The organism is Pseudomonas sp., from assembly GCF_002796985.1.
GTDB lineage: Bacteria > Pseudomonadota > Gammaproteobacteria > Pseudomonadales > Pseudomonadaceae > Pseudomonas.
The window spans coordinates 364,850-379,952 of the sequence record NZ_PEKX01000020.1 but is presented as its reverse complement, the minus strand read 5'-3'; the positions used below and the strand labels follow the sequence as shown (position 1 = coordinate 379,952).

Here is a 15,103-nt window from a genome sequence, read left to right as displayed (position 1 = left end):
ATAATTCCGCCCCTTTTTTTCAGTCCCATGGCAGTCGCCCGATTCGCATGAAACTCATCGTCAAGGTCTTCCAGGAAATCACCATCAAGAGCCGGCCGGTGCGCAAGCGCTTCATCCGCCAGCTGGCGAAGAATATTCGCACGGTGCTCCGCGACCTCGACCCTGAGCTGCTGGTCGAAGGCGAATGGGACAACCTCGAGGTCGAGACCCAGGTCACCGACCCGAAAGTCCTGCGCGAGATGATCGAGCGGCTGACCTGCACGCCGGGCATCGGCCACTTCCTCGAAGTGCACGAGTACCCGCTGGGCGATTTCGACGACATCCTCGAGAAGTGCAAGACCCACTTCGGCGACAAGCTGCCGGGCAAGGTCTTCTCCATGCGCTGCAAGCGCGCCGGCAAGCACCCCTTCACCTCCATCGACGTGGAACGCTACGTCGGCGGCGGCCTGCGCCAGCATTGCGGCGCGGCAGGCGTTTCGCTGAAGAACCCGGAAGTGCAGGTGCGCGTGGAAATCCGCTACGACCGCCTCTATGTAATCCATGCCCAGCATGATGGCCTTGGCGGTTACCCGCTGGGGGCGCTGGAGCAGGTGCTGGTGCTGATGTCCGGCGGCTTCGACTCCACCGTGGCGGCCTACCAGATGATGCGCCGCGGCATGATCAGCCACTTCGTGTTCTTCAACCTCGGCGGCCGTGCCCACGAACTGGGCGTGATGGAAGTCGCGCACTACCTGTGGAAGAAGTACGGCAGTTCCCAGCGCGTGCTGTTTGTCAGCGTGCCCTTCGAGGAAGTGGTCGGCGAGATTCTCACCAAGGTCGACGACAGCTACATGGGCGTGACCCTGAAGCGCATGATGCTGCGTGCCGCCAGCCGCGTGGCCGAGCGCCTGGAGATCGATGCGCTGGTGACCGGCGAGGCGATTTCCCAGGTTTCCAGCCAGACCCTGCCGAACCTCTCGGTCATCGACCGGGTGACCGATACCCTGGTCCTGCGCCCGCTGATCGTCAGCCACAAGCAGGACATCATCGACACCGCGACGAAGATCGGCACCGCCGAGTTTGCCAAGCACATGCCAGAATACTGCGGCGTGATCTCGGTGAACCCGACCACCCAGGCCAAGCCGCACCGTGTCGACCACGAAGAAACCAAGTTCGACATGGCCGTGCTCGACCGCGCCCTGGAGCGTTCCACCCAGATGACCGTCGATCGCGTGATCGACGAACTGGGCCAGGACCTGTCGGTGGAGATGGTCGACGAAGTGCTGGCCGGGCAGATCGTGGTGGACATTCGCCACCCGGATGCCCAGGAAGATGAACCGCTGGCCATCGAAGGCATCGAAGTCCTGGCCATGCCGTTCTACGCGATCAACAGCAAATTCAAGGAACTGGACCCCAACCGCCAGTACCTTCTGTATTGCGACAAAGGCGTGATGAGTCGCCTGCACGCCCACCACCTGGTCAACGAAGGGCACACCAATGTGCGTGTTTACCGTCCGCAATAAAGGCGCAGACCAGCGCCGCCAGCCCGGACTGTTCGGCGGCAGTATCCGCCACCGACCTCCCGACACATTCGGTGCGTAGGCTCACGCCCAGACCTTTTGCACCGCCGCGCCCAGGCCCGGCTCCGCTGCCGAAAAGGCAGCCGAAGATTCACTATCGAGACTGACACTGTGATCGAAAAACTGCGCAACATCGCCATCATCGCCCACGTCGACCATGGCAAAACCACCCTCGTAGACAAGCTCCTGCGCCTGTCCGGCACCCTCGACCGCAAAGAAGCGGAAAACGAGCGCGTGATGGACTCCAACGACCAGGAAAAAGAGCGTGGCATCACCATCCTGGCGAAGAACACCGCCTTGAAGTGGAACGACTACAGCATCAACATCGTCGACACCCCCGGCCACGCCGACTTCGGCGGTGAGGTTGAGCGCGTGATGTCGATGGTCGACTCCGTGCTGCTGGTGGTCGACGCCCAGGACGGCCCCATGCCGCAAACCCGCTTCGTGACCCAGAAGGCGTTCAAGGCCGGCCTGCGTCCGATCGTCGTGGTGAACAAGATCGACCGTCCGGGCGCGCGTCCTGACTGGGTTATCGACCAGATTTTCGACCTGTTCGACAACCTCGGCGCCACCGACGAGCAACTCGACTTCCCGATCGTCTACGCCAGCGCCCTGAACGGCATCGCCGGCATGGACCACGAGAAGATGGACGACAACATGGACGCGCTGTTCCAGGCGATCATCGACCACGTTCCGGCTCCGGATGTCGACGTCAACGGCCCGTTCCAGATGCAGATCTCGCAGCTGGACTACAACAGCTTCCTCGGCGTGATCGGCATCGGCCGTATCGCTCGCGGCAAGGTCAAGGCCAACACCCAGGTCGTCGCCATCAGCGACGACGGCAGCAAGCGCAACGGCCGCATCCTGAAGATCATGGGCCACTCGGGTCTGCAGCGCATTGAAGTTGCCGACGCCGAAGCTGGCGACATCGTCTGCGTCTCGGGCATGGACGAGCTGTTCATCTCCGACACCCTGTGCGACCCGCAGAACGTCGAAGCCCGCCCGCCGCTGACCGTTGACCAGCCGACCGTGAGCATGACCTTCCAGGTCAACGACTCGCCGTTCGCCGGTAAAGAAGGCAAGTTCGTCACCAGCCGCAACATCAAGGAGCGTCTGGACAAGGAACTGCTGCACAACGTGGCCCTGCGCGTCGAGCAAGGCGACAGCCCGGAGAAGTTCAAGGTTTCCGGCCGTGGCGAACTGCACCTCTCGGTATTGATCGAAACCATGCGCCGTGAAGGCTTCGAGATGGCCGTCGGCCGTCCGGAAGTGGTGATCATCGAGAAGGACGGCGACAAGCAGGAGCCTTACGAGAACGTCACCATCGACATCGAAGAGCAGCACCAGGGCTCGGTGATGGAACAGATGGGCCTGCGCAAGGGCGATCTGACCAACATGATCCCTGACGGCAAGGGCCGCGTGCGCCTGGAATACACCATCCCGGCGCGTGGCCTGATCGGCTTCCGTAACAACTTCCTGACCCTGACCTCGGGCACCGGCATCCTGACCTCGACCTTCAGCCACTACGGCCCGATCAAGGCTGGCGAGGTGACCAACCGTCAGAACGGCGTACTGGTCTCCATGGCCACCGGTACCGCGCTGACCTACTCGCTGGAAACCCTGCAAAGCCGCGGCAAACTGTTCCTCGGCCCAGGCGACGAGATCTACGAAGGCCAGCTGGCCGGCATCAACAGCCGCGACAACGACCTGGTGATCAACCCCACCAAAGGCAAGAAGCTCGACAACATGCGCGCTTCGGGCAAAGACGAAGTCATCGCCCTGGTTCCGCCGATCCGCTTCACCCTGGAGCAGGCGCTGGAATTCATCGCCGATGACGAGCTGGTGGAAGTGACGCCGAAGTCGATCCGTCTGCGCAAGAAGCTGCTCGACGAGAACGACCGCAAGCGCTACGAGCGCAGCAAGGTCTAACTCGACCAGCCGCACGAAAAAGCCGGGCTTATGCCCGGCTTTTTTTTGCCTGTGGCAAGGTGCTGGGCGGGGGCTGACCGTAGGGCGCACAACGCGCCAGCGTTATCCGCCGTCAGTTGCCCGGCGGATAACCCGTTCCGGGTGATGCGCCCTACGAAAAGCGAGCGGATCACCCGGAGGCCTCAGGGCTAGGCGGGTTCGCGAGCAAGCTCGCTCCTGCGAAAAGCTGGCAAATGCCTGGCCTTTTTTCCGCCGAGTGGGTCCGGCTGCCTGTAGGAGCGAGCTTGCTCGCGAACGGACCACCCGACAGCGCCGGCGCTGGACGGGATGGCACGCGGCAACAAATCGAAGCGCATCACGTGGCTGGAGAGGGGGATTGCGGCGTCTGATCCTGTGAAGCTGAGAGATAGTGGACGCAGGCCAGGGAGTCGGGCCGATATACTCAGCTTTCCGGACGTTACCGTCCGGTTCGGGATGGATTCGCACAGAACTTCAAGGACTCGAAAGCATGCAATGGATTTTCATGCTGGTCGGCCTGGTCATCGGCGCCGCTGCGGGCGAGTCGATCACCGGGGCGGTGTTGGGCGCGGCCTTCGGGCTGGCGCTGGGGCAGACCCTTGCGCTGCAAAACCTGAAGCGGGAGAACGCCAGCCTTCGCAGTGAGCTGAAGGTGTTCGGCAAGCGCTTCGACCAGGGCACCAAAGCCCTGTACGAGCGACTGTTGCAAGTGGAGCGCCGCGCCGCCGAGCCGGCGCCGCCGGCAAGCGCCGAGTACGTCGCGCCGCCGATGCCGGTGACGCCAGTCGATGCAGCGCCACCAGAAGATGAAGCATCGGCCAGCGAACCCGCGGCCACCGAGCTGGACTGGAACATCGAGCTACCTGCCGACCAGCCCGTGACGGCTCCCGCCGCTGCTGCACGAGCGGAAGCGCCCATCGAGTGGTCGGACCTGGTGCTGGAGCCAATGGAAAGGCCAGCGGCCCAGGCTCGCGTCGAAGCGCCCGAGATTCAGCCGCAGGTCGCTCCCGCCGCGCCCCCCGTACCGCCGTCACCACCGATGCCTTCGCTGTTCGAGCGTGCTTTCGGCGCCGCCCGCGACTGGCTGCTGGGTGGCAACACCGTGCTGCGCGTCGGTGTGGTGCTGCTGTTCCTTGGTCTGGCCTTCCTGCTGCGCTACGCCACCGAGGGCATGACCATGCCGCCGCAGGGGCCGTACCTCGGCACCGCCGCTGCCGCGCTGGCGCTGCTCGGGCTCGGCTGGTGGCTGCGCCAGCGACGCCCGGCCTATGCGCTGATCCTCCAGGGCACCGGCGTCGCGGTGCTCTACCTGACGGTGTTCGCCAGCATCAAGCTGTACCCGGCGATGAACCATGGCGAAGTGCTGATCGACCCGAAGGCCGGCTTCGTGCTGCTGGTGGCAGTCACCCTGTTCTCGGCGATCCTCGCCATCCTGCAGGACGCCCTGGGGCTTGCCGCTGCCGCGGCACTGGGCGGTTTCGCCGCGCCGATCCTGGCGTCCACCGGCGGTGGCAGCCACGTCGCGCTGTTCAGCTATTTCGCCCTGCTCAACGCCGGCATCTTCGCCATCGCCTGGTTCAAGGCCTGGCGGCTGCTCAACCTGATCGGCTTCTTCGGCACCTTCGGCATCGGCCTCGCCTGGGGGCTGCGGTCCTACAGGCCGGAGCTGTTCGAGACGACCGAGCCGTTCCTGATCCTGTTCTTCCTCACCTACGTCGCCATCGGTTTGCTGTTCGCCCGCCGTCGTCTGCGCGAGGCTGCGGGGGCGCCGGAAGATGATTCCCGCGAGGCGCTGCTGCGCTGGTCGGCGCGGCAGACCGACTACGTCGACGGCACCGTGTTGTTCGGCACGCCGTTGGTGGGCTTCGGCCTGCAGTACGCGGTCATCCAGCACCTGGAGTTCGGCGCGGCCTTCAGCGCGCTGGCGCTGGGCCTGTTCTACATGGTCCTCGCCCGCCTGCTGGCCGGGCGCACCGCCGGCCGCGCGCTGTTGCTGGTGGAAACCTGCCTGGCGCTGGGCGTGGTGTTCGGCACCCTGGCGATTCCGCTGGGCCTGGATGTGCGCTGGACCTCCGCCGCCTGGGCAGTGGAAGGCGCCGGCATCTTCTGGCTCGGCTTGCGCCAACAGCGGCCGCTGGCGCGGGCTTTCGCGCTGCTGCTGCAAGGCGGGGCGGCGTGGGTATTTGTCACTGGGTTGGGCTGGTCGCCGTGGATCAGGAACCCGCTGCTCGATGGCGCGCCGCTCGGTGCGCTGATGCTGGGGGCGGCGCTACTGTTCAGCTTCTGGAACCTGCGCAATGCCGGTCCGCAGGCACTGCGCAGTTGGGAACCGCGTGCGTGCCCGATTCTGGCGGCCCTGGGTTTGGCGTTCCTCTACCTGATCGCACCGCTGTGCCTGGGCATCGATGGCACCGCCACGGTCTGGGCGCTGGCAGGAGTTGCCACGGTATTTATCGGGCTGCGCCTGCGCTCGCGAACCTTCCTCGCCTGCGCCTTTGCGGTGCAATTGCTGGGTGGCGCCGTGTTCCTCCTGGGGCTGAACGGGGCAGAGGAGAGCGGTAGCGTCCTGGGTTCCGGCTGGCGCGGGCTGGTGACCGCCTCGCTGATCGGCCTGGCGCTGATCGCCGGCATGCTGATCGCCGCGCGCGATTCCCTGGTGCGCGACGACCGCCGGCTGATGCTCGGCCTGAGTGTGGTCCTGTTGCTCGGCCTGGCCTTTATCAACCTCGCGGTGCTGTTCGTGCTGCCGTGGCAGACCGCCGCCGCCGTCTGGGCCGGCAGCGGCCTGCTGATCCTCTGGCTGAGCCTGCAATTGCAGCAGCGCGCAGCCTTCGTCTTCGGGCTGGTGCTGCAAGTGATCGGCGCGGGCGCCTTCCTCTTCGGCGGCGCGGCGCTGTTCGGCGACCTGCCCAGCGAAGGACTGAAGCCGCTGGCGCACATGGGCTTCTGGACTCCGGCGGTGCTGGCACTGGCCGCGCTGGTAGGCGCCTGGCGTCTGCAGCGGGCCAGCGAGCGCGAGCGCAACCTGGCGCTGGGCGGCCTGGGCCTGGAGCAGTTGTCGCAACTGCTGCTGGTGTGGGGCGCCGGCTGGTGGGCGCTGACCGCGCTGTGGGAGATCGCCCGCTTTGTGCCCAGCGAGATGCGTGAACACGTGGCGCTGCTGGTGGCGGCGGTCAGCGTCGGCCTCTGGTCGCTGCTGGCCCGACGCGAGCAATGGCGCGCGCTGGCGTTGCTGTGCCTGGCGTTGGTGCCGGTGTCGCTGGTGGCCCTGGCCAGTGCCTGGAACCTGCAGTACCACCCGCTGGCAGAGCTGGGCTGGCTCGGTTGGCTGGCGGTGTTCGTGGTGCATTTCCTGGTGCTGCGCCGCCTCGATGAACTGCTGCCGCGCGTCGCCGCGCAGGCAGCCCACGTACTGGGTTGCTGGTTGATACTCGGCGTGCTGGCGCTGGAGCTGCGCTACCTGTTCTTCGCCCTGGCCGAGCACTACAACGCCTGGCGCTGGCTGGGCTGGGCGCTGGTGCCGAGCCTGTTCCTGATCCTCATGGGCGGCGTCGCGCGCCTGCCGTGGCCGGTGGCGGCCTTCGAGCGCGAGTACCGCGCCATTGCCGCAGCGCCCGTGGCCCTGGCGCTGCTGGGCTGGTTCTGGCTGGTCAACCTGTTCAGCAATGGCGCGGCCGACCCGCTGCCCTACCTGCCGCTGGTGAACCCGCTGGAACTGGGCATGCTCATCGTGCTGGCAGCGATCTTCCAGTGGACGCGCCTGGGGCTTCCGCAACTGGGCGTGGCCGAGTCGACCCTGCGCCTGCCGGTGCAGGCGGTGCTGGGCGCTTCGCTGTTCGCCCTGCTGACCATGGCCGTGTGCCGCACCGCGCACCATTGGGGCGGCGTGCCGTTCGAGTTCGACTCCCTGAGCCAGTCCATGCTGGTGCAGGCCGGTCTGTCCATCGTCTGGGCGCTGATTGCCCTGGGGCTGATGATCGCCGGGCACCTGCGCGGCCGCCGCGACTTCTGGCTGGTCGGCGCGGTGCTGCTGGCCGTGGTCGTGCTCAAGCTGTTCCTGGTCGACCGCGCCAGCGGTGGCAGCCTGGAACGCATAGTTTCCTTCATCGGCGTCGGTGTACTGATGCTGATCGTCGGCTACTTCGCGCCGCTGCCGCCGCGTCGGCCGGTACCCGAAGAGCAACCGCAACAGGAGCAACCCTCCGCATGAAGCTCAATACCCTCGTCCTGCTTGCGGGTGCCTGCCTGCTGGGCAACCAGGCCAGTGCCGCGCCCACTCCGGCGGACTTCGCCAGCCGCGTGCCGCTGGAGGTGTCCGGCAACGGCCCGTGGTATCGCGTGCAATTGCCCATCGAGGTGCTGTTCGCCGCCCGCCAGGGCGACCTGCGCGACGTGCGCATCTTCAATGCCGAGGGTGAGGCTTTGCCCTACAGCCTGCGCACCAGTGCTGCCAGCGCGAAGCAGGTGCGCAGCGAAGTGCAGGCACGCATCTTCCCGCTGCGCGGCGCCTCCGGCAGCGCGGCAGGCGACAACCTGAAGATCGTCCGCAGCACCACCGGCACCATCCTCGAAATCACCCCCAACGCGCCGGCCCAGGACAAGACCCAGGTACTGCGCGGCTGGCTGCTGGAAACCGGTTCCGGCGACCTGCCGCTGGACCGCCTGCAGCTTGATTGGACGGCCGACGGCGACGGCTTCCAGCGCCTGCGCATCGAAGCCAGCGACGATCTGAAGCACTGGCGCTCCCTCGGCGAAGGACAACTGGCGCGGCTGGACTTCAACGGCCAGCGCATCGAACAGAACGACATCGCGCTGCCCGGTGAGACGGCGCGCTACCTGCGCCTGTGGTGGGAGTCGCCGGAGCAGGCCGCGCAGTTGGTCGGCGCCACGCTCAGCGGTAGCCGCAGCAGCACCGGCCCGGTGCCGATGCTCTGGTCCGAGCCGCTGGTGGCGAAGGCCGACAACAATGGTGATTTCAGCTGGAGCCTGCCGCTGGCGCTGCCGGTGGAACGCGTGCGGATCCCGCTGCAACAGGACAACACCCTGGCCCCGGTGGTGATCTCCGGCCGCCACGACGGCAACGTGCAATGGACGCCACTGGCGCGTGGCGTGCTGTATCGCCTGCCGGGGCAGGGCGGCGAAATCACCCAGGAAGAGCTGGAGCTGCCCGGCGGCACCCTGAGCCAGCTGCGTCTGCAAGTGGACTCCCGCGGCGGTGGCCTCGGCGGTTCGACGGCGCACCTGAGTGTGGGCGTGCGTGCGACCGAGTTGGTGTTCCTTGCCCGTGGCGGCGCACCGTATGAGCTTGCCATCGGCAACGGCTCGATCAGCGATGGCAGCCTGCCGTTGACTACCCTGGTGCCCGGCTACGAGCCCAAGCGCCTGGCGAGCCTGGGCGAGGCGCGGCTCAAGGGCGCTCTGCAGGTGCCGGCGACACAACTGCCGGCCGATGCGGCGAAAGCCGATACCCAGTGGAAACGCTACGGCTTGTGGGGGCTGCTGCTGGCGGGCGTCGGCCTGCTCGCGCTGATGGCGCTGAGCCTGCTGCGGAGTAACCGCCAGGCGAGCTGATCGACGCGGATCGCCGCAAGATAGGGGTGTCGCCTGTATAAATTCTGATACTGTCTTGGTTGTTCTGATTGCCAATAACAACAAAGCATGGAGTAGCAGAATGATCAGAAAGGCGCTCACCCCGCTGGCGGCTGCGTGTGCGTTGGCCATTGCCGCGCAGGCCTCCGCAGCCCCTTCGCCGTATTCCACCCTGGTCGTCTTCGGCGACAGCCTGAGCGATTCCGGACAGTTCGCCGATGCCGGCGGCCCGGCCGGCGCCAGCACCCGCTTCACCAACCGCGTCGGCCCGACCTACCTGGACGGCAGCGGCGAGATCTTCGGCCCCACCGCACCGATGATCCTGGGCGGCAAGCTGGGTATCAGTGGCACCGACCTGAACCCCTCGACCTCGCTGGTCCCCGGCACCGTGGACGGCAACAACTGGGCCGTTGGCGGCTACCGCACCGACCAGATCTACGATTCGATCACCGCTGCCGGCGGCTCGGTGGTCACCGCCGGCTCCGACAGCCGCACCCGTGACGGCTACCTGGTGAACAACCGCGCCGACCCGAATGCGCTCTATTACCTCACCGGCGGCGGCAACGACTTCCTCCAGCTGCGCATCACCGATGACCCCACCGCCCGCGCGGCTGCCGGCCGCCTGGTGGACAGCGTCGATGCGCTGCACAACGCAGGCGCGCGTTACATCATGGTCTGGCTGCTGCCCGACCTCGGCCAGACCCCGGCCACCAACGGCACTGCGCTGGAATCCTTCGGCACCCAACTGTCGGGCATCTTCAACGAGGAGTTGGCCGCCCAGTTGGCGGCGAGCAACGCCAACGTCATCCCGCTGAACATCCCGGCGATGTTCAAGGAAGTGCTGGCGAGTCCGGGCGCCTACGGCCTGGCCGCCGACCAGAACCTGGTCGGCACCTGCTTCAGCGGTAACAACTGCCCCGAGAACCCGGTCTACGGCCGCCACGGCACCAGCCCCGATCCGACCAAGCTGATCTTCAACGACGGCGTGCACCCGACCATCGCCGGCCAGCGCCTGATCTCCGATTACGCCTACTCGGTGCTTTCCGCGCCGTGGGAAGCGACCATGCTGCCGGAGATGGCCCTGGGTACTTACAGCGCCTACCAGGACCAGCTGCGCAGCCAATGGCTGGCGGACTGGGAAAACTGGCAGGCCACTGGCCAGTGGCGTGGCTTCGTGACGGGCGGCGCGCAGCACCTGAACTATGACGACCAGGACAGCGCGGCCGACGGCGACGGCAATGGCGCGAACCTGACCCTGGGCACCAGCTACCGCCTCGATGATGCCTGGCGTGTCGGCGGCTCGCTGGGCTTCTACCGGCAGAAACTGGAGCTGGGCTCCGACGACTCCGACTACAAGCTCAACAGCTACCTGGGCAGCCTGTTCGTGCAGTTCCAGCAGAACCGCTGGTGGGCCGATGCCGCGGTGACCGGCGGCAAGCTCGACTTTGAGGACGCCAACCGCAAGTTCTCCATCATCAACCACGAGGTCGAGGAGAAGGCCGACACCGACGGCAGCCTGCTGGCCTTCAGCGGCCGCATCGGTTACGACATCGCCCAGGGTGGCGAGAACTGGCACCTGTCGCCCTTCGTCAGCGCTGACTGGGCTCGGGTGAAAGTGGATAGCTATGAAGAGGACAGCGGGCGCTCCACCGCGCTGGCCTTCGAGGAGCAGAACCGCTATTCCCGCCGCCTCGGCGTCGGCCTGCAGGGCAAGCTGGACCTGTCGCAGGAAACCCAGCTGTTCGGCGAGGTCGCCGTGGAGCGTGAGTACGCAGACGACACCCAGAACGTCGGAATGAACTTCACCAGCCTGCCGGACATTGGCTTCAGCCTGCAGGGCTACACCCCGCAGAGCCATCAGCAGCGCGCCACCATCGGCTTCGCCCAGAAGCTGACCCCGGAGCTGTCGTTGCGCGGCGGCTACAGCGCGCACCGCAGCAGCGACGACCTGGCCCAGGGCGTGAACCTGGCGCTGAGCCTGGACTTCTGACCGTCTGAACGGGGAGGGAAGTGCCGGCGCTCGCCGGGCTTCCCGCTCCCCGGTCCCTTCGCTCGCTCTCTCCACCACGCGCAGTCGAATTCGACGCAGCCAGGCGTCTGGACGCGGCTGAAGGTCGCGGCGTCTGTCGCCGCCGGGGAACTGCCCGCACCCGGCGGGCTCCAAGCATTCGGCGAGCCTCTGCGCAAGGAGGCGTCGCGCTCGTTTCCACGCTAGAATGCGCCCTGATTTTTTCCATCTTCTCCCCTGGAGTCTTCCATGTCCCGCGTTACCCTGAGCCGCTATCTGATCGAGCAGACCCGCAGCCACAACACCCCGGCCGACCTGCGTCACCTCGTGGAAGTGGTGGCCCGCGCGTGCAAGGAAATCAGCCACGCCGTGTCCAAGGGTGCGCTGGGTGGCGTACTCGGCAGCATGGAAACCGAGAACGTGCAGGGCGAGGTGCAGAAGAAGCTGGACGTGCTGTCCAACGAAATCCTCCTGGAAGCCAACGAGTGGGCCGGTAACCTGGCCGGCATGGCCTCCGAGGAAATGGACCACCCCTACCAGATTCCGGGCAAGTACCCCAAAGGCGCCTACCTGCTGGTCTTCGACCCGCTGGACGGCTCCTCCAACATCGACGTCAACGTCTCCGTCGGCACCATCTTCTCCGTGTTGCGCTGCCCGCACGAATACCTGAGCCAGAACGACAGCCTGCGCGAGGAAGCCTTCCTCCAGCCGGGCACCACCCAGGTCGCCGCCGGCTATGCCATCTACGGCCCGCAGACCATGCTGATCCTGACCCTGGGCAACGGCGTGAAAGGCTTCACCCTGGACCGCGAGCTGGGCAGCTTCGTGATGACCCACGACGACATCACCGTGCCCACCAGCACCGCCGAGTTCGCCATCAACATGTCCAACCAGCGCCACTGGGAAGCCCCGGTGAAGCGCTACGTCGACGAACTGCTGGCCGGCAAGGAAGGCCCGCTGGGCAAGAACTACAACATGCGCTGGATCGCCTCCATGGTGGCCGACGTACACCGCATCCTGACCCGTGGTGGCGTGTTCATGTACCCGCGTGACTCCCGCGAGCCGGAGAAGCCCGGCAAGCTGCGCCTGATGTACGAAGCCAACCCGATGTCGTTCATCATCGAGCAGGCCGGCGGCGCTGCCACCAACGGCCGTCAGCGCATCCTCGACATCCAGCCCGACAGCCTGCACCAGCGCGTTGCGGTGTTCCTCGGCTCGAAGGAAGAAGTCGAGCGCGCCACCGCCTACCACCAGGAAGGCTGATGACTACCGCGCCCTGGCAGACCCTGCTCGACTGGTGGTTCGGCACTGCGCTGGATGCCAATGAAGTCGCCGCCCAGCGCAACGCACTGTGGTTCGGCAAGAGCGGCTGCCAGGACGTGGACTCGGACAACCGTTTCGGCGGCCTGGTGCGCCAGGCCCTGGACGGTGGTCTGCAGGAGTGGGAGCGCGAGCCGCAGAGCTGGCTGGCGCTGATCCTGCTGCTGGACCAGCTGCCGCGGATGATCTTCCGCGATACCCCGCGCGCCTATGCCGGTGACGCCCGTGCCCAGCAACTGGTGCGCCAGGGCCTCGCCGCTGGTTTTGACCGTCAGCTGCCGCGCATCGAGCGGGTATTCGTCTATATCGTGCTGGAACACGCCGAGGACCTGGCCAGCCAGAACGAGGCGGTGCGCCTGTACGAAGCATTGCAGGCTGAATCCAGCGACAGCGAGAAAGTTCTGTTCGCCGGCTACCTCGCCTACGCGCGCAAGCACCAGGTGGTGATCGAGCGCTTCGGCCGCTTCCCCCACCGCAACGCTATCCTCGGCCGCCAATCCTCGGCTGAAGAAACGCAGTTCCTCACGGAACCTGGCTCACGTTTCTGACTCCAACCCGGCGGCCGAACCGGTCGCCCTGTGCCAAGCTTGTTGGCCTGCCCCCCAAACAATGGAGTTGTCGATGTCCTTCCGCCGCCTCGCGCTCGTCGCGTTCTGTGTCGCCCTGGCCGCTTGCAGCAAAGTGAACCAGGAAAACTATTCGAAGATCAAAACCGGCATGACCAAGGCCGAGGTGGAAAGCCTGCTCGGCAAACCCGCCGAATGCTCCGGCGCACTGGGCGTTTCCAGTTGCACCTGGGGTGACGACAAGGCCTTCATCAGCATCCAGTACGCTGGCGACAAAGTGCTGCTGTTCTCCGCCCAGGGCCTGAAGTAACCCGCCCGGCAGGTGAGGAGCGAATACGTCGATACGTCAGTCGATCCGCGACCTGGCCTGCCTGGCGGCACCTTTCTCCGTCTTGCCGGGCAACGACGAGGTATCGACGACGACCAGACCGCGCGGGTGGGCAACCCCATTGGCGACGACCGCTGGCTGCTCTCGCGCAAACCCGTGGTGCCGGACACGACCCGCACGCGACTGCTGGCGCTGGCCCACGAGTGGGGTTGCCAGACCGAAGACCTGATCTGGCGGGCGGCGGAAACCTCTACCGCGCCCTGACAAAAAACGCCCCGAGGGGCGTTTTTTCATGGGGCATGTTCGAGTGCTTTTCGTAGGAGCGAGCTTGCTCGCGAACCGCATAGCTCCGTGCCGTGCAGGTTCGCGAGCAAGCTCGCTCCTACAAGGTCCTGTCAGCCCAGCAGCTCGCGGAGCACGCCGGCGAATTCGCGGGCGCTTTGTTCTTCCAGCGCATGCCGGCCACCGCGCACACGCCATTGCCCGGCCACCATCACGTCGCGTACCTGGCGATCGCCGCCGGCGAACAGCCAGCGGTTGAGGATGGCATCGCCACGGGCGGTCTGCAGGTAAGGGTCGCTGCCGTCGAGCACCAGCAGGTCGGCGCGCTTGCCGACCGCGAGTTCGCCAGTGGGCTGGCCGAGGGCCTGGGAACCACCAGCGAGGGCGGCATCGAACAGGGTGCGGCCGACCATCGGCTGGTCCTGGCCATAAAGGCGGTTGCGGCGCTGGTCGCGCAGGCGCTGGCCGTATTCCAGCCAGCGCAGTTCCTCGACCACGCTGAGCGACACATGGCTGTCCGAGCCGATGCCGAAGCGGCCGTGCTGGGCGAGGTAATCCACGGCCGGGAAGAGGCCGTCGCCCAGGTTCGCCTCGGTGGTCAGGCAGAGGCCGGCCACCGCGCCGCTGCGGGCCATGGCGGTCACTTCGTCGGCTTGCGCATGGGTGGCGTGGACCAGGCACCAGCGCTCGTCCACCGCGACGTTCTCGTACAGCCACTGCAGCGGGCGCCGGCCGCTCCAGGCCAGGCAGTCGTCGACTTCCTTCTGCTGCTCGGCGATGTGGATGTGCACCGGGCAACCGCTGGCATCAGCGCCCAGCACTTCGGCAATCTGCTGCGGCGTCACTGCGCGCAGGGAGTGGAAGCACAGGCCGAGGCTCTGCTGCGGCTGCGTTGCCAGGTGCGCGCGCAGGCCGTCGATCAGCTTCAGGTACTGCTCGGTACTGTTGATGAAGCGGCGCTGGCCTTCGCTGGGCGCCTGGCCACCGAAGCCTGCGTGGGAATAGAGCACCGGCAGCAGGGTCAGGCCGATACCGGCATCCGTCGCCGCCTGGCTGACGCGCAGGGCCAGCTCGGCCGGGTTGGCGTAGGGCTGGCCGTTGACGTCGTGGTGCACGTAGTGGAATTCGGCGACGCCGGTATAACCGGCCTTGAGCATCTCGATGTACAGCTGGCGGGCGATGATGCCGACCTGCTCGGGCGACAGGCGGCCGACCAGGCGATACATCAGGTCGCGCCAGGTCCAGAAGCTGTCCTTGGGGTTGCCGGCGACTTCCGCCAGGCCCGCCATGGCACGCTGGAAGGCGTGCGAATGCAGGTTCGGCATGCCCGCCAGCAGCGGCCCGGAAACCCGTTCGGCGCCCTCCGCGCTGGCGTCCGGGGTGATCGCGGTGAACAGGCCGTCGGCATCGATCTCGAAGCGGACATTGCGCGCCCAGCCGGAGGGCAGCAGGGCGGATTCGGCGAACAGGGCGGACATGCGCGGGGTCCTCGCGGGCTTCTTGG

The 15,103-nt window shown here is 66.5% G+C and carries 10 protein-coding genes; 9 read left to right on the top strand and 1 reads right to left on the bottom strand.

Annotation, left to right across the window (positions count from 1 at the left end; all coding sequences use genetic code 11):
• Positions 1–47: 47 nt before the first annotated feature.
• The 9 genes from thiI (at position 48) to CTR55_RS24015 (ending at position 13,581) form a co-directional block, all read left to right on the top strand.
• Positions 48–1,502 carry a tRNA uracil 4-sulfurtransferase ThiI gene (gene thiI / locus CTR55_RS24055; RefSeq protein ID WP_296290030.1) on the top strand — a complete coding sequence of 485 codons (1,455 nt, stop codon included), beginning with the start codon at positions 48–50 and terminating at the stop codon, positions 1,500–1,502.
• A gap of 168 nt (positions 1,503–1,670) precedes the next feature.
• Positions 1,671–3,488: a translational GTPase TypA gene (typA, locus tag CTR55_RS24050; RefSeq protein ID WP_296290029.1), complete on the top strand. Its 1,818-nt coding sequence runs from the start codon at positions 1,671–1,673 to the stop codon at positions 3,486–3,488.
• A gap of 508 nt (positions 3,489–3,996) precedes the next feature.
• Complete coding sequence (locus CTR55_RS24045; protein ID WP_296290027.1) at positions 3,997–7,716, top strand: DUF2339 domain-containing protein; 3,720 nt, start codon at positions 3,997–3,999, stop codon at positions 7,714–7,716.
• Positions 7,713–9,077 carry a DUF3999 domain-containing protein gene (locus CTR55_RS24040; protein WP_296290025.1) on the top strand — a complete coding sequence of 455 codons (1,365 nt, stop codon included), beginning with the start codon at positions 7,713–7,715 and terminating at the stop codon, positions 9,075–9,077. The genes CTR55_RS24045 and CTR55_RS24040 overlap by 4 nt, the downstream gene beginning before the upstream one ends.
• Positions 9,078–9,177: 100 nt before the next feature.
• Positions 9,178–11,085 (top strand): esterase EstP, encoded by a 1,908-nt coding sequence (gene estP, locus CTR55_RS24035; RefSeq protein ID WP_296290024.1) that lies wholly within the window; start codon positions 9,178–9,180, stop codon positions 11,083–11,085.
• A 267-nt stretch (positions 11,086–11,352) separates the two neighbouring features.
• Positions 11,353–12,366 (top strand): class 1 fructose-bisphosphatase, encoded by a 1,014-nt coding sequence (locus tag CTR55_RS24030; protein ID WP_296290023.1) that lies wholly within the window; start codon positions 11,353–11,355, stop codon positions 12,364–12,366.
• Positions 12,366–12,971, top strand: a complete 606-nt coding sequence (locus CTR55_RS24025; RefSeq protein WP_296290022.1) for a DUF924 family protein — start codon at positions 12,366–12,368, stop codon at positions 12,969–12,971. The genes CTR55_RS24030 and CTR55_RS24025 overlap by 1 nt, the downstream gene beginning before the upstream one ends.
• A gap of 73 nt (positions 12,972–13,044) precedes the next feature.
• Entirely contained in the window at positions 13,045–13,299 is a 255-nt protein-coding gene (gene bamE, locus CTR55_RS24020) for an outer membrane protein assembly factor BamE (RefSeq protein ID WP_296290020.1), read from the top strand.
• A gap of 12 nt (positions 13,300–13,311) precedes the next feature.
• On the top strand, positions 13,312–13,581 hold the full coding sequence (locus CTR55_RS24015; protein ID WP_296290018.1) for a lipocalin family protein: 270 nt from the start codon (positions 13,312–13,314) through the stop codon (positions 13,579–13,581).
• Between the two features lie 131 nt (positions 13,582–13,712).
• Here the strand turns inward: CTR55_RS24015 and CTR55_RS24010 are convergent, their stop codons facing one another.
• Positions 13,713–15,077, bottom strand: a complete 1,365-nt coding sequence (locus CTR55_RS24010) for a formimidoylglutamate deiminase (protein ID WP_296290017.1) — start codon at positions 15,075–15,077, stop codon at positions 13,713–13,715.
• Positions 15,078–15,103 lie beyond the last annotated feature (26 nt).